The 19,093-nt window shown below is 60.2% G+C and carries 21 protein-coding genes; 4 read left to right on the plus strand and 17 right to left on the minus strand.

What is annotated here, in order from left to right; genetic code table 11:
* Positions 1-35: 35 nt before the first annotated feature.
* Positions 36-1,148, minus strand: coding sequence for a L,D-transpeptidase family protein (locus AC22G1_RS16220; protein WP_487314285.1), 1,113 nt, complete (start codon positions 1,146-1,148; stop codon positions 36-38).
* A 98-nt stretch (positions 1,149-1,246) separates the two neighbouring features.
* On the opposite strand from AC22G1_RS16220, the gene AC22G1_RS16225 reads away from it, so the two are divergent.
* Positions 1,247-2,047 (plus strand): TIGR03899 family protein, encoded by an 801-nt coding sequence (locus AC22G1_RS16225; RefSeq protein ID WP_487314286.1) that lies wholly within the window; start codon positions 1,247-1,249, stop codon positions 2,045-2,047.
* On the opposite strand, the gene cysQ is transcribed toward AC22G1_RS16225, so the two are convergent.
* The 8 genes from cysQ to AC22G1_RS16265 are packed head-to-tail and all read right to left on the minus strand — an operon-like array spanning position 2,004 to position 10,933.
* Positions 2,004-2,759 carry a 3'(2'),5'-bisphosphate nucleotidase CysQ gene (gene cysQ / locus AC22G1_RS16230; protein ID WP_487314287.1) on the minus strand — a complete coding sequence of 252 codons (756 nt, stop codon included), beginning with the start codon at positions 2,757-2,759 and terminating at the stop codon, positions 2,004-2,006. The genes AC22G1_RS16225 and cysQ overlap by 44 nt on opposite strands.
* Positions 2,740-3,348, minus strand: a complete 609-nt coding sequence (cysC, locus tag AC22G1_RS16235; protein ID WP_487314288.1) for an adenylyl-sulfate kinase — start codon at positions 3,346-3,348, stop codon at positions 2,740-2,742. Before cysC ends, cysQ begins: the two co-directional genes overlap by 20 nt.
* Positions 3,345-4,676 carry a sulfate adenylyltransferase subunit CysN gene (cysN, locus tag AC22G1_RS16240; RefSeq protein ID WP_487314289.1) on the minus strand — a complete coding sequence of 444 codons (1,332 nt, stop codon included), beginning with the start codon at positions 4,674-4,676 and terminating at the stop codon, positions 3,345-3,347. Before cysN ends, cysC begins: the two co-directional genes overlap by 4 nt.
* Positions 4,676-5,563 carry a sulfate adenylyltransferase subunit CysD gene (gene cysD, locus AC22G1_RS16245; protein ID WP_487314290.1) on the minus strand — a complete coding sequence of 296 codons (888 nt, stop codon included), beginning with the start codon at positions 5,561-5,563 and terminating at the stop codon, positions 4,676-4,678. The genes cysN and cysD overlap by 1 nt, the downstream gene beginning before the upstream one ends.
* On the minus strand, positions 5,560-6,912 hold the full coding sequence (cysG, locus tag AC22G1_RS16250; RefSeq protein ID WP_487314291.1) for a siroheme synthase CysG: 1,353 nt from the start codon (positions 6,910-6,912) through the stop codon (positions 5,560-5,562). Before cysG ends, cysD begins: the two co-directional genes overlap by 4 nt.
* 7 nt (positions 6,913-6,919) lie before the next feature.
* A complete protein-coding gene (locus AC22G1_RS16255) occupies positions 6,920-7,609 on the minus strand; it encodes a phosphoadenylyl-sulfate reductase (protein ID WP_487314292.1) in 690 nt (229 codons plus the stop codon).
* A complete protein-coding gene (cysI, locus tag AC22G1_RS16260; protein WP_487314293.1) occupies positions 7,584-9,251 on the minus strand; it encodes an assimilatory sulfite reductase (NADPH) hemoprotein subunit in 1,668 nt (555 codons plus the stop codon). The genes AC22G1_RS16255 and cysI overlap by 26 nt, the downstream gene beginning before the upstream one ends.
* Positions 9,251-10,933 (minus strand): diflavin oxidoreductase, encoded by a 1,683-nt coding sequence (locus AC22G1_RS16265; RefSeq protein WP_487314294.1) that lies wholly within the window; start codon positions 10,931-10,933, stop codon positions 9,251-9,253. Before AC22G1_RS16265 ends, cysI begins: the two co-directional genes overlap by 1 nt.
* A 173-nt stretch (positions 10,934-11,106) precedes the next feature.
* Between AC22G1_RS16265 and AC22G1_RS16270 the strand changes: the two genes are divergently transcribed.
* A complete protein-coding gene (locus tag AC22G1_RS16270; RefSeq protein ID WP_487314295.1) occupies positions 11,107-11,787 on the plus strand; it encodes a GAF domain-containing protein in 681 nt (226 codons plus the stop codon).
* A 42-nt stretch (positions 11,788-11,829) separates the two neighbouring features.
* On the opposite strand, the gene AC22G1_RS16275 is transcribed toward AC22G1_RS16270, so the two are convergent.
* The 4 genes from AC22G1_RS16275 to AC22G1_RS16290 all read right to left on the minus strand — a co-directional run bounded on the left by AC22G1_RS16275 (position 11,830) and on the right by AC22G1_RS16290 (position 14,984).
* Positions 11,830-12,579, minus strand: a complete 750-nt coding sequence (locus AC22G1_RS16275) for a TIGR04219 family outer membrane beta-barrel protein (RefSeq protein WP_487314296.1) — start codon at positions 12,577-12,579, stop codon at positions 11,830-11,832.
* Positions 12,580-12,725: 146 nt separating this feature from the next.
* The gene (locus tag AC22G1_RS16280; protein WP_487314297.1) at positions 12,726-13,466 is read right to left on the minus strand and encodes a TIGR04219 family outer membrane beta-barrel protein; all 741 of its coding nucleotides are present in this window, start codon (positions 13,464-13,466) and stop codon (positions 12,726-12,728) included.
* 137 nt (positions 13,467-13,603) lie between these two features.
* Positions 13,604-14,560, minus strand: a complete 957-nt coding sequence (locus tag AC22G1_RS16285) for a DUF2333 family protein (protein WP_417354595.1) — start codon at positions 14,558-14,560, stop codon at positions 13,604-13,606.
* A gap of 10 nt (positions 14,561-14,570) precedes the next feature.
* Positions 14,571-14,984, minus strand: a complete 414-nt coding sequence (locus AC22G1_RS16290) for a copper chaperone PCu(A)C (RefSeq protein WP_487314298.1) — start codon at positions 14,982-14,984, stop codon at positions 14,571-14,573.
* Between the two features lie 69 nt (positions 14,985-15,053).
* Here AC22G1_RS16290 and AC22G1_RS16295 point away from each other — a divergent pair, with 69 nt between their 5' ends.
* The gene (locus AC22G1_RS16295) at positions 15,054-15,797 is read left to right on the plus strand and encodes an enoyl-CoA hydratase-related protein (RefSeq protein WP_487314299.1); all 744 of its coding nucleotides are present in this window, start codon (positions 15,054-15,056) and stop codon (positions 15,795-15,797) included.
* Here the strand turns inward: AC22G1_RS16295 and AC22G1_RS16300 are convergent.
* The 4 genes from AC22G1_RS16300 to dusA all read right to left on the minus strand — a co-directional run bounded on the left by AC22G1_RS16300 (position 15,784) and on the right by dusA (position 17,783).
* Positions 15,784-16,110, minus strand: a complete 327-nt coding sequence (locus tag AC22G1_RS16300) for a hypothetical protein (protein WP_487314300.1) — start codon at positions 16,108-16,110, stop codon at positions 15,784-15,786. The genes AC22G1_RS16295 and AC22G1_RS16300 overlap by 14 nt on opposite strands.
* Positions 16,092-16,310, minus strand: a complete 219-nt coding sequence (locus tag AC22G1_RS16305) for a PspC domain-containing protein (RefSeq protein WP_050657820.1) — start codon at positions 16,308-16,310, stop codon at positions 16,092-16,094. The genes AC22G1_RS16300 and AC22G1_RS16305 overlap by 19 nt, the downstream gene beginning before the upstream one ends.
* A gap of 93 nt (positions 16,311-16,403) precedes the next feature.
* Positions 16,404-16,661 carry a hypothetical protein gene (locus AC22G1_RS16310; protein WP_487314301.1) on the minus strand — a complete coding sequence of 86 codons (258 nt, stop codon included), beginning with the start codon at positions 16,659-16,661 and terminating at the stop codon, positions 16,404-16,406.
* 180 nt (positions 16,662-16,841) lie between these two features.
* On the minus strand, positions 16,842-17,783 hold the full coding sequence (gene dusA / locus AC22G1_RS16315; protein WP_487316742.1) for a tRNA dihydrouridine(20/20a) synthase DusA: 942 nt from the start codon (positions 17,781-17,783) through the stop codon (positions 16,842-16,844).
* A gap of 180 nt (positions 17,784-17,963) precedes the next feature.
* Here dusA and AC22G1_RS16320 point away from each other — a divergent pair, with 180 nt between their 5' ends.
* Positions 17,964-19,076, plus strand: a complete 1,113-nt coding sequence (locus AC22G1_RS16320) for a site-specific integrase (protein WP_487314302.1) — start codon at positions 17,964-17,966, stop codon at positions 19,074-19,076.
* The last annotated feature ends 17 nt before the right edge of the window (positions 19,077-19,093 follow it).

Raw genomic sequence — 19,093 nt, forward strand, 5'->3', positions numbered from 1 at the left:
AACAGCCCTCAAACTACCTACAGCACAAAAAATGATCAATCTTTATGCAGTGCAAATTGTGAGTTAGGCCCCAGATCAAGCCCGTAGATATCGTCCCTGAAGTGTAAGTGACCACTTGCATCCACCCAGGCTGTCCAGTAAACCAGCGCCACCGGCAGAGGTTGGCTGAGGACTATCTTCTGCCACTGGCCGCTGTCGAGGGCCTGGCGCCAACCGGGGTGGTCGAACAGCAAACGGTCGGCCAGGGTGTAGGCCGCCTCAACCCTTATGCAGCCCGAGCTGTACGCCCTTTTGGCCTGGCGAAACAGCCCCGGCTGGTTGGTGTGGTGCAGGTAAATGGCCTCGTTGTTGGGCAGCACGAATTTCAAGCGGCCCAGGGCGTTAAAATCCCCTGCCCGCTGGCGAAGCCGCCAGGTAGGTGGCCAGTGAGCGGGCACTTGCTCCGGCAGCGGCACCACCTGGGTAGCGCGGCCATACCCTTCGACAATCTCTATCTGATGGTCCACCAGCGGCTCAAAGCCCTGGCGGCGCATCTTGGGCAGGTAATCACGGCGAAATATGCTGTATGGCACGTTCCAAAAGGGGTTGAGCTCGATGGCGGTGACTTCGCTTTGCATCAGCGGCGTTGGCCGGGAGGGACGCCCCACCACGATACGCGATTGCAAACGTACCTCGTCGCCGGCAAACCAAGTGAGGGTATAAGCGGGAATATTGACGATAAGCTGCTCACCGGCCGGGCTCAGTTGACGCATCCGCGCCAGGGTGGCTTGAATTTGGGTCAGCCGCTGGGCCGGGGTGACATTAAGCGCCGCCATGGTGCCCTTGCCCACGACACCGTCTTCGTTAAGGCCAAGGCGCCCTTGAAAACGCTTTACCGCCTCGCCAAGGGCGGCATCAAACTGGTCACGGCCTGGCACGTCTTCGGTGAGATCGCCGCTCAGTACCAGCATTTCGCGCAGTTTGAGCACCGCATCGCCCTTGTCACCCAGGCGCAAGGTCGGGCCCTCAAGGTGCGGCCAGTTGCCCATCTCGGCCAGCAATTGCAGTTGTACTTCTGCCTGTTGCAGGCCCTGGCGCTGACTGTCTAACCAGTCGGCACGAGCAGGGGTCATCAGCAGCCACAGCAACACCAAACAAACGACTCTCATGATCCAGGCACCTCCATCCCTAGTATGGTGCCTGGGCTGGCGACAGCCACCGCGATTTGCGCTAGGCTGGCGTCACGCCATTTTCAACATCACCCATCATGGACAAAACACCGGCAGTGGAACGCATGGGGTACAGCCCCACCGACAGGTTGCGCCAGTTGGCCCAGCAACAAGGGCTGGAAGGGGCACTGAACAGCGAAGAAAGGGGTAACCCCCTGGACAGAGCCAGGCACAGGGCCGCCATCGGCGTGACCCGCCGCCAGAAGAACCTGGAGGCGATTATCCGCCGGGCTTTGGGCCAGTCCGATGGCAGCACCGTGGTGGATGATATTGATGGCGACTGGTTCTATCACTTCAGCCGCTTGAGCGAGAACATCGGCAGCCCCCGCATGCAGGGGCTGTGGGCCAATATCCTGCTGCGCGAGCTGGAAAACCCCGGCAGCTTTTCACGGCGCGCCCTGGAAGTGCTGGAAAAGCTCTCGGTCAAGGAAACCGGGCTCTTTGCCAAAGCCGTCAACATGGCGCTGCAGGTGGGCCAGGAATACCGGCTGGTGATTGGTATTTACCGGCGCCATACCCTCGGCGGTAGCCAAACCCGGCTGCTGCCCCTGGGCCAGTTCGGGCTGCCCTACTCGGCCCTGGCCACCTTGATGGAAATTGGCCTGCTGCAAAGTTCGGAGCTGCTGAGCGCCGACCTCAAACTCAGCCCGCTGCAATTTAACGTTGGTTCCCACAAAGGGGTGCTGAGTGGCGGCCGGCGCAAGGTGCATCTGACCTATTACCGTTTCAGTTCGGTGGGGGATGAACTGGCCCGGCTGATGTCAGCCGAGCCGGACAGCAAGTTTGAAGGGGAGTTTAAGAAGGCTCTGGCAGCAGACGTGCAGCTGCAGTGGCAATAAAGCCGCCGTTGCGCAGGTTCTCTCGGCGATACCCCAATGGCTCGCCGGCCAGGGTCAGCACCAGGCCACCGGCCGCTTCCAATACCGCCTGAGCCGCTGCCGTATCCCACATCATGGTGGGATTAAAGCGCGGATAGAGCTGGGCGCTGCCGTCGGCAATGGCACAGAACTTCAGGCTGGAACCGCGATTCAGAAGGTCATGCTCGCCCAGCTTGGCCAGCCAGCCGGCCAGCTCCGGCGCCGGGTGGGAGCGAGAGGCCACCACCACCGGCGGCGTGCCATCGGGGTTAACCGCGATAGCACGCCGCTCCCCAGCCACTTCCAGGTAGGCGCCTTTGCCCTTCTCGCCCACATAGAGATGGTCGGTAGCGGGCACATACACCAGCCCCAGCACCGGCTCGCTGCCGTCAATCAAAGCCACGTTGACGGTAAAATCGGGGCGCCCGGCCAAAAACTCCTTGGTGCCGTCCAAAGGGTCCACCAGCCAGAATTTTTGCCAGTGTTGGCGCGCCTCCCAAGGGGTATGGGCCCCCTCTTCCGACAACACCGGGTAACCGGTTTCACCCAGGGCCACCATCAGAATGTCGTGGGCGGCCTTGTCGGCCAGGGTCACCGGCGAGCCGTCGGCCTTATCCTCGGCGCCCACCTTGCCCTGGAACGACAGGGCCTTTAGCCCCGCCGCTTTAACCGCATCAATCAGTGCTTGCATCAAGCCCCACTTCCTTTTCGAGCCATTCCAGTACTTTATTGACCGCCTCGGCAGGAGACAAGGCTTGGGTGTTCACCACCAAGTCAGGGCTGGCAGGCACTTCAAAGGGGGAATCAAGACCGGTCATGTGCTTGATTTCGCCGCGCCGCGCCTTGGCATAAAGGCCTTTGGGGTCGCGGGATTCACAAGCCTCAAGGCTCGCTTCCACGTAAATCTCGAAAAAGCGCCCTTGGGGCAGGCGCTCACGAATAAGCTGGCGGTCGCTGGCAAAGGGCGACACAAAAGCGGCCAGGACAATCAGCCCTGCATCCACCATCAGCCGGGCCACTTCGCCGACCCGGCGCAGATTCTCGGTGCGATCCTTGTCGCTAAACCCCAAGTCACTGCAAAGGCCATGGCGAACGTTGTCGCCGTCCAGCAGGAACGAATGCTTACCGGCCCCGGCCAGGGCCTGCTCCACACCGTTGGCAAGCGTTGATTTACCGGCCCCAGACAGGCCGGTAAACCACAGCACCAGCGGCTTTTGGCCCAAGGCCTTGGCGCGGCTGGTCGCGTCCACCGTGTGCTGGTGCCAGGTCAGGTTGCTGCTCATGACCAGTCGCTCACGTCGATGGCTTGCCAGTGCGGGTAGTGGCGGCGAATGTAAGCGTTAAGCTCTTTCTCGGCTTGAGTTACCGCCGGGCGCTGCTCAGCGGTGTCCGCCACCGCTTCTTCGGCCATAAAGGCGGCCACGGTCTGCTGGGTGTCCGGGTCCACCAGGATCAGGCTGCCGGTGTGGCGGCTTTGCTGGTAGAGATCCAGAGCCTGGGCTTCTTCCAGTTGCAGCGTTACCTGGCCAATGGCGTTGGCCTTGAGCTCGGCATCGTCGCTGATGGTCCAGTTGTCCACGTTCAGCTGGCCGCTGACGTTGGTGACCTTACCCCAGGTCCAGCGGCTGGCCGCCTTGATGCGATAACGCTTGCCAGGTTGATGGCCTTGGTCGTCCAGCCACACCAGCCAGCCTTTCCAGGTGCGGGCGCCGGTGACCGGGCTGTTGGTCAGCCAGTCGCCGCGGCTGATGTCAATTTCCCGGTCCAGCTGCACCGCGACAGCGTCGCCCGCTTCAATCAGCTCCACTTCGGAGCCGGAGCGCCACACGCTTTGCACCAGGGCGTGGTTGCCGGACGGCCAGTGATAAAGGGTGTCGCCGGCCTGCACCGTGCCCGCAAAGAGGGTACCGGCAAAGCCGCGAAAATCCTGGTTGGGGCGGATAATGCTTTGCACCGGCAGGCGCACGCCGTCCACCGAGGGGCGGCTGACGCTGGCGTCTTCCAGGGCGCCAAGCAGGCTTGGGCCGTGGTACCAGGGCATTTTGCCTGACAGCTTGGCTAGGTTCTCGCCTTTAAGGGCTGAGACCGGCAACACCTTGATGTTGGCGCCTGGCATGCGCTCGGCCAGCTTGTAGTAGTCCGCTTCGATGGCCTTGAAGGTGGCTTCGTCGTAGTCCACCGCGTCCATCTTGTTCACCGCCACCACGAACTGGCGAATGCCCAGCAAGTGGCACAGGAAGCTGTGGCGGCGGGTCTGGCGGATGATGCCTTTGCGGGCATCCACCAGGATGATGGCTAGGTCGCAATGGGAAGCGCCGGTGACCATGTTGCGGGTGTACTGCTCGTGTCCGGGGGTGTCGGCAATGATGAGATGGCGGCTGCCCGCTTCGGCAAAACGCCAGGCCACGTCGATGGTAATACCCTGGCTGCGCTCGGCTTCCAGGCCGTCCAGCAGGTTGGCAAAGGGCAGTTCGCCGTTTTCGTCCGGGTCGCCAAGGGCTTTGAGCTGGTCGGCGTAAAGCTGGCCGGTTTCAAACAAAAAGCGGCCAATCAGGGTGGACTTGCCGTCGTCGACGGAGCCACAGGTCAACAGTTTCAGTGTTTCTTGCATCAGAAGTACCCCTGGCGTTTCTTACGTTCCATGGCGGCCGTAGAGTCTTTGTCGATCATGCGGCCAGAGCGCTCGCTGGCGCCCAGTTGGCCCAGCTCGTCAAGCACCTCGTCGAGGGTCTCGGCGTCGGACTCGATGGCGGCGGTCAGCGGGTAACAGCCCAGGGTACGGAAACGCACTTTTTTCAGTTGCGGCACTTCGCCGGGCTCAAGGCGGAAACGCTCGTCATCCACCATGAACAGCTGGCCATCACGCTCCACCACGGGGCGCTCGGCGGCAAAGTACAGCGGTACCAGTTCGATTTCTTCGGCGCGGATATAGGCCCAGATGTCCCGCTCGGTCCAGTTGGACAGGGGGAACACCCGCATGCTCTCGTCTTTGGCCAAGTCGCTGTTGACGTGGGTCCACAGCTCCGGGCGCTGGCGACGCGGCTCCCAACGCTGGAAGGCGTCGCGGTGGGAGAACACCCGCTCCTTGGCGCGGGAGGCTTCTTCGTCACGGCGAGCGCCACCGAAGGCGCAGTCGTACTTGCCACGGGCCAGCTCGGCTTTGAGGGCCTCGGTTTTCATCACGTCGGTGTAGCGGCTGCCGTGGTCGAAGGGGTTCAGCTTCTCGGGGTTTTGCACCACTTTCAGGTCCAGGCCGAATTTCTTGGCCTGGGCATCACGAAAGGCGTACATGGCCTGGAATTTCCAGCCGGTGTCGATGTGCAGCACCGGGAAGGGCACCAGGGCCGGCAGGAATGCCTTGCGGATAAGGTGCAGCAGCACGCTCGAATCCTTGCCGATGGAGTAGAGCATCAGCGGCCGCTCAAACTCGGCTGCCGCTTCACGAATAATGTGCAGGGACTCGGCCTCAAGGGCCGCGAGATGGGGGCTTAGGCTCATTTGGCCTCCTGATAAAGGGTCACGGTGTCTCCAATCATCAACAGCGCAGGGGATTTGACCTGCGCCTGTTCAACAGTGTCGGCCAGGTGGCCAAGGTCGGTGCGAAAGCGCCGCTCCTCTGGGCGAGTGCCGTTCTCCACCACCAATACCGGGGTGGAGGCGGTAAGGCCTCCTGCCATTAATTCGTCGGCGATATGGCTGCTTTGGGTCAGCCCCATGTAAATCGCCAGGGTGCTCTTTTCCTGGGCCAAGGCGCGCCAGTTGGCGTCTTCACCGCCGGGCTGGCAATGGCCGGTCACCAGGGTCATCTGGTTGGCAAGGCCCCTGTGGGTGAGCGGCACCTGGGTGCGGGCACTGCAAGCAGCGGCGGCGGTGATACCGGGCACCACTTCCACCTCGATACCGGCGGCGCGGGCGGCCAGCACTTCTTCGCCGCCGCGGCCAAATACAAAGGGGTCGCCGCCTTTAAGGCGCACGACCCTTTTGCCAGCGCTTGCTTCGCGCACCAAGATGGCTTCAATCTCGGGCTGGGGCACCGAATGCAGGCCCTTTTCCTTACCTACCGAGATAAAGTCGGCGTCGCGGCGAGCAAGGTTCATCACCGCGTCAGAGACCAGCCTGTCGTAGACGATAACGTCTGCCGCCTGGATGGCCTGCAGGGCTTTGAGGGTCAGCAAGTCCGGGTCGCCGGGGCCGGCGCCTACCAATTTGAGCCAGCCTGCGCGGCGGTTTTCACCGGCCAACAAGGCTTCCAATTCGGCTTCGGCAGCTTTTGCGTCGCCCTTGGCCAGTTGCTGGCCGGTGTCGCCGTCCAGTAGCGCTTCCCAGAAGCGGCGCCGGTCGCTAAAGGCGGCAAAGCGGCTGGCCACTTTGTCCCGAAACCGGCCCATCAGCGCCGCCAGGGCGCCGGTCCACTGCGGCACTTCGGCTTCGAGTTTTTCCCGAAGGCGCCGGGCCAGTACCGGCGCCTGGCCATCACTGGAAATAGCGATGGTGACCGGCTTTCGCTCCACCACAGCCGGCACGATGGCGCTGCAAAGCGCGCGCTGGTCCACCACGTTGACCCAAATCTGCCGGGCATTGGCCGCCTCGGCCACCGCCTCGTTGACCAGCTCGTCGTCGGTGGCGGCAATGGCCAGCCACACGCCGTCCAGCCACTTGGGCTCGAACTGCTCGGCCACGTGGTCAACGGGGCTGGCCGCTATTTCGGCGCACAGGGTCTTGGCCACTAGGCGCACCTTGGCGCCGGCTTTATGCAGCGCCTGGACCTTACGCCAGGCCACAGCGCCACCGCCCACCACCAGCACATCCTTGCCGTGTAAATCCAGGAACAACGGGAAATCGTGCATCAATGACTTACTCGTGCAGGCCGCATTCGCGGACCAGGCCGCCAAAGCGGGTCTGTTCTTCGCTCAGCTGTTCTGACAGGGGCACGGTGGAGTGCCAGTCCCCTACCGAGACGTAGCCTTGGTCCCACAAGGGGTGATAAGGCAGGCCGTGCTCGGTGAGGTAGCGGTACACATCGCGGTTGTTCCAATCGATGATGGGGTAGACCTTGGTGTGGCCGTTCTGGCTTTCCAGCACGCTGCGGCTCTCGCGGGTACTGGATTGCTCGCGGCGAAGGCCAGCAAACCAGCTTTGCACCTTGAGCTCTTCCAGGGCGCGCTGCATGGGTTCAACCTTGTTTTCCTGGTTGTAGGCCTTGATACCCTCTACCCCTTGCTCCCAGCGCTTGCCATAGCGGGCTTCTTGCCAGGCAGCGGTGGTTTTGGGGCTATAAACCTTAAGGTTAAGCCCGAGCTTGTCGGTGAGCTGGTCCACAAAACCGTAGGTTTCCGGGAAGTGGTAACCGGTGTCGATGAAGATCACCGGAATGCCGGGGGCTTCGCGGTTAACCAGGTGCAGCATCACCGCCGCCTGGATACCGAAGCTCGAACTCAGGGCAAATTCACCGGGCAGGTTGTCCAGGGCCCAGCGCACCCGCGCGGGTGCGTCCAGGCCTTCCAGCAACTGCTGGTGCTCAGGCGTGAAAATCGACTTGGGCATCTTTGACCTCCTTCACCACGCCAGCGCGTACCACGAAGTCGCCAAAGCGCTCGTCGGCGTTGCGCTCGGCGCGGTAGCGGCTCAGCACCGGTTTGAGTTCAGCGAGGATCTCGGTCTCGGTAAGGTTCTCGCGATACAGCTTGTTGACCCGCAGGCCACGGCCATCGGCGCCCAGGAACAGGTTGTAACGGCCAGGGGCCTTGCCCACCAGGCCAATCTCGGCCAGGAAAGGACGGGCACAACCGTTGGGGCAGCCGGTAATGCGGGTAACGATGTCTTGGTCGCCCAGCTCCACTTCGTCCAGCAGGCCTTGCACCTTGGCCACAAAGTCTTCGAGGTAACGCTCGGCTTCGGCCATGGCCAGGCCACAGGTAGGCAGCGCCACACAGGCCATGGCGTTTTCACGCAGGCGAGTGGTGGGCACGTTCAGGCCATGCTCGGCCACCAGGGCATCAATCTTGGCCTTCTCGGCCTTGGGCACACCGGCAATGATGAGGTTCTGGTTGGCGGTCATGCGAAAATCGCCCTGGTGCACCTGGGCGATGGCGCGAAGGCCGGTCAGCCAGGCTTGGCCGGGCTTGTCGATAAGGCGGCCCTCCGGCACAAACAGGGTCAGGTGGTCGCGGCCGTCCACACCCTCTACCCAGCCAAAGCGGTCGCCTTGTTGGGTAAAGACCACCGGCACTTCCGGCAGGAAGGTCACGCCACTGCGTTTCTCCACCTCGGCTTTGAAGGCGTCTACACCCATGCGATCGACGGTGTATTTGAGACGGGCGTTTTTACGCTGGTCACGGTTGCCGTTATCACGCTGGGTGGTGAGCACCGCTTCGGCCACCACATTCATTTGCTCGGGGCTGATAAAGCCCAGGCAGCTTGCCACCCTCGGGTAAGTAGCGGTGTCGCCATGGGTGGTGCCCATGCCGCCGCCTACCAGCACGTTGTAGCCGCGCAGCTTGCCGTTCTCGGCTATAGCCACAAAGCCCAGATCGTTGGCGTAAACGTCCACATCGTTATGGGGCGGAACGGCGACGGCTGCTTTGAATTTACGGGGCAGGTAGGTATCGCCGTAAATGGGCTCGGCGGAGTCGGCCACCTTTTCTTCGTCCAGCCAAATCTCGTGATAGGCACGGGTGTTGGGCAGCAGATGCTCGGACAGCGCCACGGTCTGGCGATACACCTCTTGGTGCAGGCTCGAATCCACCGGGTTGGTGTTGCACAAAACGTTGCGGTTCACGTCGCCACAGGCGGCGATGGAGTCCAGCAGGGCGCTGTGCAGGCCTTGAATAAGGGGCTTGAGGCTCTCTTTTAAGATGCCGTGGTACTGGAAGGTCTGGCGGGTGGTCAGGCGCACGCTGCCGCCGCTGAGCTCCCGGCCCAGTTTGTCGACAATCAGCCACTGCTCGGGGGTTACCACACCGCCTGGCACCCGGGCGCGCAGCATAAAGCTGTACAGGGGTTCGAGCTTGCGCTTAGCGCGCTCGCTGCGCTGGTCGCGGTCGTCCTGCTGGTAAAAGCCGTGGAACTTGGACAACTGGGTGTCGTCTTCACGCAGCGCGCCAGTGTAGCCGTCGTGCAGGCTCTCTTCCAGGGTGCCACGCAGGTGGCGGCTTTCGTTCTTAATGCGTTCGTTGGGAGAAGCCATCAGTAAACATCCCTCAAGTAGCGGCCTTGGGCACGCAACTCGTTCAAATAGGTTTCGCCATCGGTGTTGCCGTGGCTTGCAATGAGGTCGACCAGGGTCTGGTGTACGTCTTTGGCCATGCGTTCGCCGTCGCCACACACGTAAAGATAGGCGCCGTCATTGAGCCACTGCCATACCTCGGCACCTTCCTCTTTGAGGCGGTGCTGCACGTAGATTTTGTCCTGCTGGTCACGGCTGAAGGCGAGGCTCAGCTTGCTTAGCTGCCCTTCGCTCAGCCAGCGCTGCCACTCGGTTTGATACAAGAAGTCGTTACGCAGGTGGCGGCTGCCAAAGAACAGCCAGTTGCGGCCTTGCGCTTCAGTGGCTTCACGCTCTTGCATAAAGGCGCGGAACGGCGCCACGCCGGTGCCAGGGCCAATCATGATCACCGGTTTGTCGGCGTCAGGCAGGCGGAAACGGTTGTTGGGCTGCACGTACACCTTCAGCTCATCCCCGGCTTCCAGGCGGGAAACCAGGCCAGAGGCTACCCCAAAGCGGGCCTGGCCTTCGGCCTCAAAGGCCACCAGGGCGATGGTCAGGTGTACTTCGCCTTCGGCTTCCTTGGGGGAAGAGGCGATGGAGTAAAGGCGCGGCGCCAGGGGCTTGAGGGCATCGACCAGTTGCTGGGCGGTCAGAGACTCGCTGCGGGTACGAATGCGCTCGGGCAGCTGGCCCTCCCCTTCAGACAGTTGCAGATCGGCCACGGTCTTGGGGTGCAAGGTGGTGAGCTCTTTGCCTTTAAGGGCATCAAAGAGGCGCACTTTTTTGCCGTCAAGGGTGACCGGCTCGTCGGCATTGAGGCGGGTGGCGTCCAGCACCGCTTGAACCAGCGCGTCGCTTTGCTGCGCCACGATGCCAAGGGCATCGCCAGGCTGGTAGCTAAGGCTAGGTACGTCCAGCTCCAGGTGATACACCTCGTGGCCGGCGTCGATGGTCAGCGGGTGCACCGCCAGCACTTCGGCGCTCATGGGGTTGGCGCGGGTCGGCTGGGGCGCAGCAGAACTGCTGACCTCGGCGGCGCTTTGCACCTGGGGCGCGGCATCGGCAAGGGCGGCGAGCAGCTCGTCTTGCCAGGCTTGGGCCGTGGCCTGGAACTCCACATCGGCTTCTTTGATAGCCAGCAGGCGCTCGCTGCCGGCGGCGGCCAGGCGCTCGTCAAAGTCTTTGCCGGTCTGGCAGAACAGCGGATAGGAGCTGTCGCCAAGGGCCAGTACCGAGAAACGGGTTTGGCTAAGATCAGGCGCCCGTTTGGAGCCCAGCAGCTCATGCAGGGCAATGGCATCGTCCGGTGCTTCACCGTCACCGTGGGTGGACACCACCAGGGCAATATCCTGGGCGTCGCTAAGCTTTTTGGCTTTGAAACCGGCCATGGAGGCCAGGGTGACATTAAGGCCAGCCGCTTTGGCAGCATCAGCAAAGGTTTTGGCAACCCCCTCGGCGTTGCCGGTTTGGGAGCCGTAGAGCACCAGCAACGGGCGGCTGGCAGCAGCAATGGCAGCAGGTGCAGCAACAACAGACCCGGTTCCGGCCTTGGCATCGGCCAGGCCAGCCAGATAACCGCTCATCCAGCGCAGATCGTCGCTGGACAGTTGCGACAGTTGTTCCCTGACCGCTTGGGTCAGCTGTGTCAGTACGTGAGACATGGGCGCCTATTCATAAATTATGATGGGCGCCATATTAGGGGCCTGGATGGCCAAACGAAAAGATTAAAAAGGGCTTTTGTATGCCATATCGGAATAAGCACTACGTTGTGAGGGCATTAACCCCTGAGTAGAATGCCAAGCCGCTTTATCATCATTTACTTAGGGAGGGCGCCATGAACGCAGCCCGTTATGCCGAACTGTCTGGCCTTGAGCTCTCAGCCAAGGGCCTGGCTATTGCCGATGCTACTGCCAACGCCCTAGACGCCCTGGCGCCCCTGGCCCCAGAAAGCCCCTTGGCCCACTACGTATTCAAGGTGCCAGAGCTGGGTGAAGGTGGCGCCTGCTCGCTGTTTGGCCAACTGGCCGACGAACCCTACGACCTTCGCCCCATCCTCGGTGGCCAAAACAGCGCCAACGACGCTCTGCTGGCGCGCCTGAACGCCGCAGTTGCCCATATCACCACCCAAAGCCAGGTGGATTGGCTGGGGCTGTATCCGGCCAAGGTGAATGCCGCTGGCGAGCGGGTATTGGTTAAAGCCGCCTACCGCGGCGCCCCTTCCCGGGCCGAATTTCCGCTCACCCCCGAGTTTGCCACCATCTCCAACAACGCCACCGTGGGCCTGAGCGGCCGCGGCCGGCTGATTCAAGACGTGGCGGCTTATCTCAAGGACGGCGGCGAGTACTACACCTGCGACCCGAAAGTGCAGGCAGAGCTTTGTATCCCGCTGTATGACGAAGCCGGCAATACCATCGGCATCCTCGACGCCGAGGCCTTTAGCCCGGGCTACTTCGACGATGAAAAGCTGGGGGTCTTTGTGGGTCTGGCGCTGTGGACAGCGAGCCAGTTCAGCTAATAAAAAAGCCTGCTTACGCAGGCTTTTTTATATTTGCCGCACTTAGAAGTGCATGGTCACCGAGGCAAAGGCGCCGTCGAGCTTGATGTCGGCGTCAAAGTCGCCAATGTCATTGAGCTTGAGGTCGAGCGCCCGGTAGCCCAGTTGCACGCCCACATCCACGGGGCCGGTGATGTCGAAGTCGTAGCCGACAAAGGCGCTGTAATCGAGCAGGCGGTTGCCGCTGTAAACCACGCCGTTACCCTGGGCACCCACATAAAGGCCGGTGAGCGGCAGGTCGACCCGGGCGTTGAGATAGAGCATCGGCACCCATTCATCGACCGGCTCTTCGGCGCTGCCCACCAGGGGGTTGGCTATTTTGAGGTGGCCGTCGAGCTTACGGCCGGTCAGGCCGATGTCGAAATCGCCGCCGGTGTCCCACAGCTCGTAATAGAGGGTGACGTCGGTCATCTTGATTTGCAGGTCGCTGTTAATTTCGCTACCGGCTGGGTAGAGGGTGTCGTCAAATTCAACGTTCTCGTTCAGCTGGCCCTGGCCGCTTTCGGAGATATCGCTGTAGGCGATACGCAGGTTGGGCAGCACCGGGATGGGGTGTTCGAAGTTGATATACCACTGGGTGAGATCGGCGCTTTTAAGGCCCATCTCGTCATCGATTTGCACGCTTTCGGACAGCAAATCGCCGGAAAAATCGTTGCTCCAACGGCCAACACCGGCGTAGATCCCCACATTGTCGGCATAGGCCGGCAGCACGGCGCCACCGGTGATCGCAAGGGTAAGCAGCAGCTTTCTCATTTGATATAACTCCATGTCAACATTGGCTTAAAGGTTAGCGTGGCCAGTAACACACCGACAGTATCAGCGGCCTAAAACCACTAACGCATTAATGTTGCGTGTAAAAAGGCCCGCTTACGCGGGCCTGACAAGGAGCGTCATGTTACTTAAAAGTGCATGGTGAGGTTAGCAAAAGGCCCAGAAAGGCGAAGGTCTGACTCAAAATCACCGATGTCGGCCAGTTTCAGCTCCAGGCGGCGATAACCAAGCTCCACCCCCACGTCCACCGGCCCCGGAATATCGAAGTCGTAACCCACAAAGGCGCTGTAATCGAGCAATCGGTTGCCGCTGTAGGCAAGGCCATTGCCCTGCACCCCGGCATAAAGGCCGGTGAGCGGCAAATCGACCCGGGCTTTGCCGTAAAGCATGGGCACCCAGTCATTAAGGCGGGCACTGCCCTGCTGGCTGGCACTTTGTAGCCGCACCTCGCCGTCCAGTTTACGGGCGGTGATGCCCAGATCCAGGTCACCGCCGGTATCCCACAGCTGGTAGTAAAAGGTGGCGTCGGTCATCTTCACCGCAAAGTCGGACGACACTTGGCCAGAGAAGGTTTTGTCATCAAAAACAATGCCGCTATCGAGGGTGCCCTGCCCTTGGGCGCTGATGTCGCTGTACGCGACTCGCAGGTTTGGTAGCAGCGGCAGCGGGTGTTCGATGTTGATGTACCACTGGCCCAAATTGGCGTTATCGAGGCCCAGTTCGTTATTGGCCGAGGTGTCGGTTGAGAGCAGATCGCCGGAGAGATGGTTGTGCCAGTAGCCGCCGCCGGCATAGACACCAATGATATCGGCGCGGGCCGGCAGCGCGGCCGCCAGAGCCAGGCAAGCAAGAGCAACGGAGGATTTCATGATGAGGACTCCACAGAAACAGGAAAAGGCCAGGGCCTTGGCATGAAAAAGCCGCCCTTTCGGCGGCTTGGGCGGCATAAATAACAGGAAAACAAAAAGGGCTGCACCCAGGCAGCCCTTGTTCCTCTTTTTATCCTTTATCCGCGGTCCAGCAGGTTTTCCAAATCCACCACAGCGCCGTTGGCACGGCTGATGTAGTTGGCCATCACCAGCGAGTGGTTGGCCAGCAGGCCAAAGCCAGAGCCGTTAAGAATGATGGGGCTCCACACCGTTTGCTGGGTGGCTTCCAGCTCGCGGATCACCTGGCGCAGGCTCACCAAGGCGTGTTTGTTCTCAAGAATGGGGCCAAAGTCCACTTCGGCAGCCTTGAGGATGTGCAGCAGGCCCCAGCTGTAGCCGCGGGCTTCGTAGAACACGTCATCGAGCTGCCACCAGGAGGTGGCGACTTTATCGGCGGCGGTTTCTTTGTCTTCCGGCACGTCCAGGCTCTCGCGGCCCACCGAGGCGGCCAGGCGCTGGCTGTAGCTGCCCAGGCGTTTATCCACCAGGCGCAGCAGCTCGCGCAGGTTGTCGGCGCGGGCGTAGAACTCGGCTTTATCCGGCCCGGTTTTGCTCAGGCGGGCACGGTAGGCTTTGAGGTGGTTGATGCCGCGCTGGTACTCGCTCTCGGCGCGAGGCATCACCCAGGAGCGGCGGTCCACGTTAAAAAGCGGCTGAGCTTCTTTGAGATCCGGGTCTTCTCGGGATTGGGACTGGGAGCGAGAAAGCTCGTTACGCATCACCAGGGTGGTGTCGCGCAGCAGTTCGAGGTTGCCAAACTCCCAGGCCGGCATGTTGTCCAAAAACACCGAGGGCGGGGTGACGTCGTTGGATAAAAAGCCGCCGGGCTTATCCAGCAGGGTTTGGGCGATGGTGATGACGGTAGTGGTGATGGTGGTGCCGGTCACGTCGGGCAAGTTATCTTCTTGCTCGGCTTTTTGGGTAACCGCTTTAACGTCAAAACGGTCTGGCTCTACCGACCAATACACTCCCAGCAGGTAGCCGGCAAAAATCACTCCGAGCAGGCTCCAGGTAACGACTTTTCCTCGCGCCATAACAACTCCTTTATCGAGAATAACGTGGCCAGGCTTCAATCTCCTGGGTCTGGCCATCGGCAAAAATCAATTCCAGCCTGAGCGGCTGGCCCTCTTTGAGGGGTTTTACAATGTCCATCAGCATCAGGTGCAGGCCGCCGGGGGCCAGCGTCAGGCGTTGGCTGGGGTTCAGGCTGAGGCTGGGCACATGATACATGCTCACCCTGCCCTGTTGGGCCAGGGTTTTATGGATGCTGATGTCTTTGACATCGCGGCTGCGCACCCCGGTTAGTACCACGGTTTGCGAGCCTTTGTTGGTCAGCTCCATATAACCGGCGCTGTTGCCCCCCGGCGGCACCAACCGTACCCAGGGGTCTTTAACGTCCAGCACCTTGGCCTGGAGCGGCCCACTCAGTAATAACAACAGCAACAGGGCGTATTTCACGCTAGCTCCTTGTTTTACTGGTTGTACCAGTCTAACGTACTCATGCCAAATCAGATATAGGAAATCACCATGACCGATTTCGTCCAAAGCGCCGTTGCCGATGGCGTCATGACGGTAACCCTGAACCGCCTCGACAAGAAAAACGCGCTGACTCAGGCCATGTACGACAGCCTCACCGCCGCCTTAAGCCAAGCCGACACCGACCCGGCTGTCAAAGTGGTGCTCTTGGTCGGCAACAACGACGTGTTCTGCGCCGGTAACGATCTCGAAGATTTTCTGACCTTAAAGGAACTGGGCCCGGACAGCCCCATTTTGCGCTTCCTCACCACCCTGGTGCGCTTTAAAAAGCCGCTGATGGCGGCGGTAGCCGGCCCGGCGGTGGGCATTGGCACCACGGTGCTGCTCCACTGCGACCTGGTACTGGCCGACAAGGCAGCCCGTTTTCAGTTGCCCTTTGTGGCACTGGGATTGTGCGCCGAAGCCGGTTCCTCGGTGCTGCTGGCCGACCGGGTTGGCCAGGCCAAGGCCAACGAATGGCTGCTGACCGGTAAACCCTTCAAGGCTGATGAAGCCCTGGCGCACGGCTTGATTAATCAAGTGGTGGATGGCCAAGTGTGCGAGACAGCCACGGCCATGGCCAAGCAGGTTGCCCAGTTGCCTTCCGGGGCGATGATGGCCACCAAGGCGCTTATCCGTCAGCCCAATCAGGCCAAGGCTGAGAAGGCCATCTTTGATGAAGCCGAGCAATTTGTTCGCCTGCTCAAGGGCGATGAATGTAAGGCCGCGATAAAAGCCTTCTTTACCCGGCGTTAACGCGCCGGCCTGGCCTTACCAACAGCCAAATCACCAGGATGGGCACCCACAGCGGGATGGAAACAAAGGCCAGGCCACAAAAAAGGCTACCTGCTACCAGCAGCAACACAGCCACCACGCCAATCAGGGTGCCGCCTATGGCCAGGAAGGCCACCAGCAGCCCAATGCCCAGCGCCAATACCGCGCCCAGGGGGTTGCTGACTTGCCAGTCACTGCCGGAAAAGGCAATCAGGCTGTGGTGCCAGTGGCCGCCAAAGGTGAAGTAAAGCCAGGCGGCCACAAGCGCCAGAAGTATCAGGGTTTTCTTTCCCATTGTCCCTCCAGATGCGGTTTAGCCGGCAACAACCAGACAGCGACCCCATAAAGAATGGCGGTGGTCAGGGGCGAGAGCAGCAATGCAACAACCGCCGCCAGCCTTACCCAGGCCTTGTCCAGGCCGATAATAGGGGCAAGCCCTGCACAGACACCGAACAACAGCTTGTTTGAAGTGTCTTTGTACCAACGTTCACGCATGCTTACCTCCGATCAGGGTGACTACGGCGCCGCCCAGCAACACCACGGCGGGCGGCACCATCCAGCACAACAACAACACACCCAGACTCAGCATCACTGACCTTCCTTGGCAGGGCTTTGGGCCTTGGCGTCGCTGGCGTCCTCAGGGGCGCTTTGCGGCATCATGGCAGCCATGGCTTCATCAAATTTCTTGCTGAGCTCATCGCTCAACTGAGACTGGATTTGATCCAAGGCTTTAGTGCTTTGCTCAACCACCATATTGGTCAAGGTGGTGGTGAGATCGTCTTGGGCGAAAGCAGGTGCAGACAACATAACAACACCGGCCAATACTGCGATTTTCAGGCTTTTCATGGCCAACTCCATGTGTGGGTTATCAAGTACACAGGGGTTATTACAAGGGCCGTGCCAACCTGAGATAATTTTTTATCTGTATGATTTTTAAAGACATAAAAAATAAGGCCGCCTTTAGGGCAGCCTCATTTGGGGACAGTGGTGACCAAATACGCCAACACTATTGGCGAAATTCACCACTCATTCAGGGCGGTACTCGGTCAGAGCCAGGGCTTCTTCCATCACCTCAAGGCCGGCGCCCGGTTTATGCGCGTTCTCAGACAAATACCGGCGCCAGCGGCGGCCACCGGTCTGGCCGTTAAAGAGCCCCAGCATATGGCGGCTAATGTGGTTAAGGCGGGCACCGGCGGCGAGCTCGGCCTCAATGTAGGGGAACATGGCCTCCACCACGGCGCGGCGGCTGGGCATGGCGGTATCCATGCCATAAAGGGCAGCGTCCACTTCGGCCAGCAGATAGGGGTTTTGGTAAGCCTCGCGCCCCACCATCACCGAATCGATGTGCTCAAGATGGCCCTTCATCTCGTCCAGGGTCTTGATGCCACCGTTGATGCCGATATGCAGTTGCGGGAAGTCTTTTTTCAGCTGGTAGACCCGGGGATAGTCCAGCGGCGGGATCTCGCGGTTCTCTTTGGGGCTAAGGCCACTCAGCCAAGCCTTGCGGGCATGGACGATAAAGGTATCGCAGCCGGCTTCGCTGATGGTGGACACAAAATCCACCAGGAATGGGTAGCTGTCCATATCGTCGATACCGATACGGCTTTTTACCGTCACCGGAATGGACACGGCATCTTTCATTGCCTTCACGCAGTCGGCCACCAATTGGGGCTCGGCCATCAAACAGGCACCGAAGCGGCCGTTTTGCACCCGGTCAGACGGGCAACCGACGTTGAGGTTCACCTCGTCATAGCCCCGCTCCTCGGCCAGCTTGGCGCAGTGAGCCAAGTCCGCCGGGTTGGAGCCCCCCAGCTGCAACGCCACTGGATGTTCCGCTTCGCTAAACGCCAGGTAGTCGCCCTTGCCATGGATAATGGCGCCGGTGGTCACCATCTCGGTATACAGCAGGGCATGACGGCTCAACTGCCGGGCAAAGACCCGGTAGTGGCGATCTGTCCAATCCAGCATCGGCGCCACGGAGAATAGCCGGGACCGCTCAAGGCTTGGAAAAGCTTGTTCTTGCCGGGTTTCACCTTGTTTTTCAGTGATCTGTTCTCTAGCCATTCTTAACCGTTTTCAAGCAATTTTTGGGTATGGACTGCCCCATATCTGCCCCCTAAGATATGGGGCAGGTACTAAGGAGGTGTCATGGCAGGCTTCACTATCGAAAAGCGCAAAAACAGCAAAGGCGAGTTCCGTTACCGCTGCACTGTCAGGGCCCACCAAGGTAGCCAGGTAGTGTACCGCGAATCCCGCACCTTTGGCAGGAAGAGCGATGCGCAAGCCTGGGGCATCCAAATGCAGGCCAGCATCGAACGAGACGGTATTCCGGGCCAAAGCATGGCCATACCTTCTATTGGCGAGCTCATCACTAAGTACCTGAGCAGCCCTACTCTGATGGCGAGGACCGGTAGGACTAAGGAATACGTATTAAAGCTGCTGATGGACTGCGATATTGGCCGCATCCAAGCAGACAAGTTGGTGGAGTCTGATCTTGTTCGTCACTGCGAAGACAGGGTGGCCGCCGGAGCATCTCCTCAAACCGTTGCGCATGACGTCAGCTATTTAAGCTCTGTCATGGCCGCTGCTTGGCCCCACTTCAAAATTGACGTCTCCAACCAGGTTGTTAAGCAGGCACAAAACCACCTGCGCTATGCCGGGCTTATCGGTAAATCGGAGCGCCGCACCCGTCGTCCAGTAGGCGACGAGCTAGCACGTTTAGAAGAAGCGCTTGCAGAGCGCGAAGGTAAGCGTCAATCCAAGATCCCTTTTCGCGACATCCTCCAGTTCTCTATCTTGAGCTGTATGCGTATTGGCGAGGTATGCAGCATTTGTTGGGAAGATGTCAGCGAGCAAACCAAATCCGTACTGGTGCGCGATCGCAAAGACCCACGTAAGAAACAAGGCAATCACATGCAGGTGCCACTGCTCGGCGATGCCTGGACCATACTGCAACGCCAACCACGGACCGATGAACGGGTATTCCCCTTCGAGTCAAGGAGCGTTACTGCAGGATTCCAAAGGGTACGTAATAAGCTGGGCATTCAAGATCTACGCTACCATGACCTACGCAGAGAAGGTGCAAGTAGGCTTTTCGAGGCAGGGTTTTCACTGGATGAAGTGGCTCAAGTGACCGGGCATAGAGACCTCAACATCTTGTGGCAGATCTATACCCAGTTGTATCCGAGTCGAGTGCATGAGAAATTTGCTAAAGTTTCACAACTGCAGAGTAGTGAAAAATATTTAGGGAGTGCCGACTAAAGCTGGCAGATTAAGGA

It is taken from the genome of Gallaecimonas zhanjiangensis, from assembly GCF_057624825.1.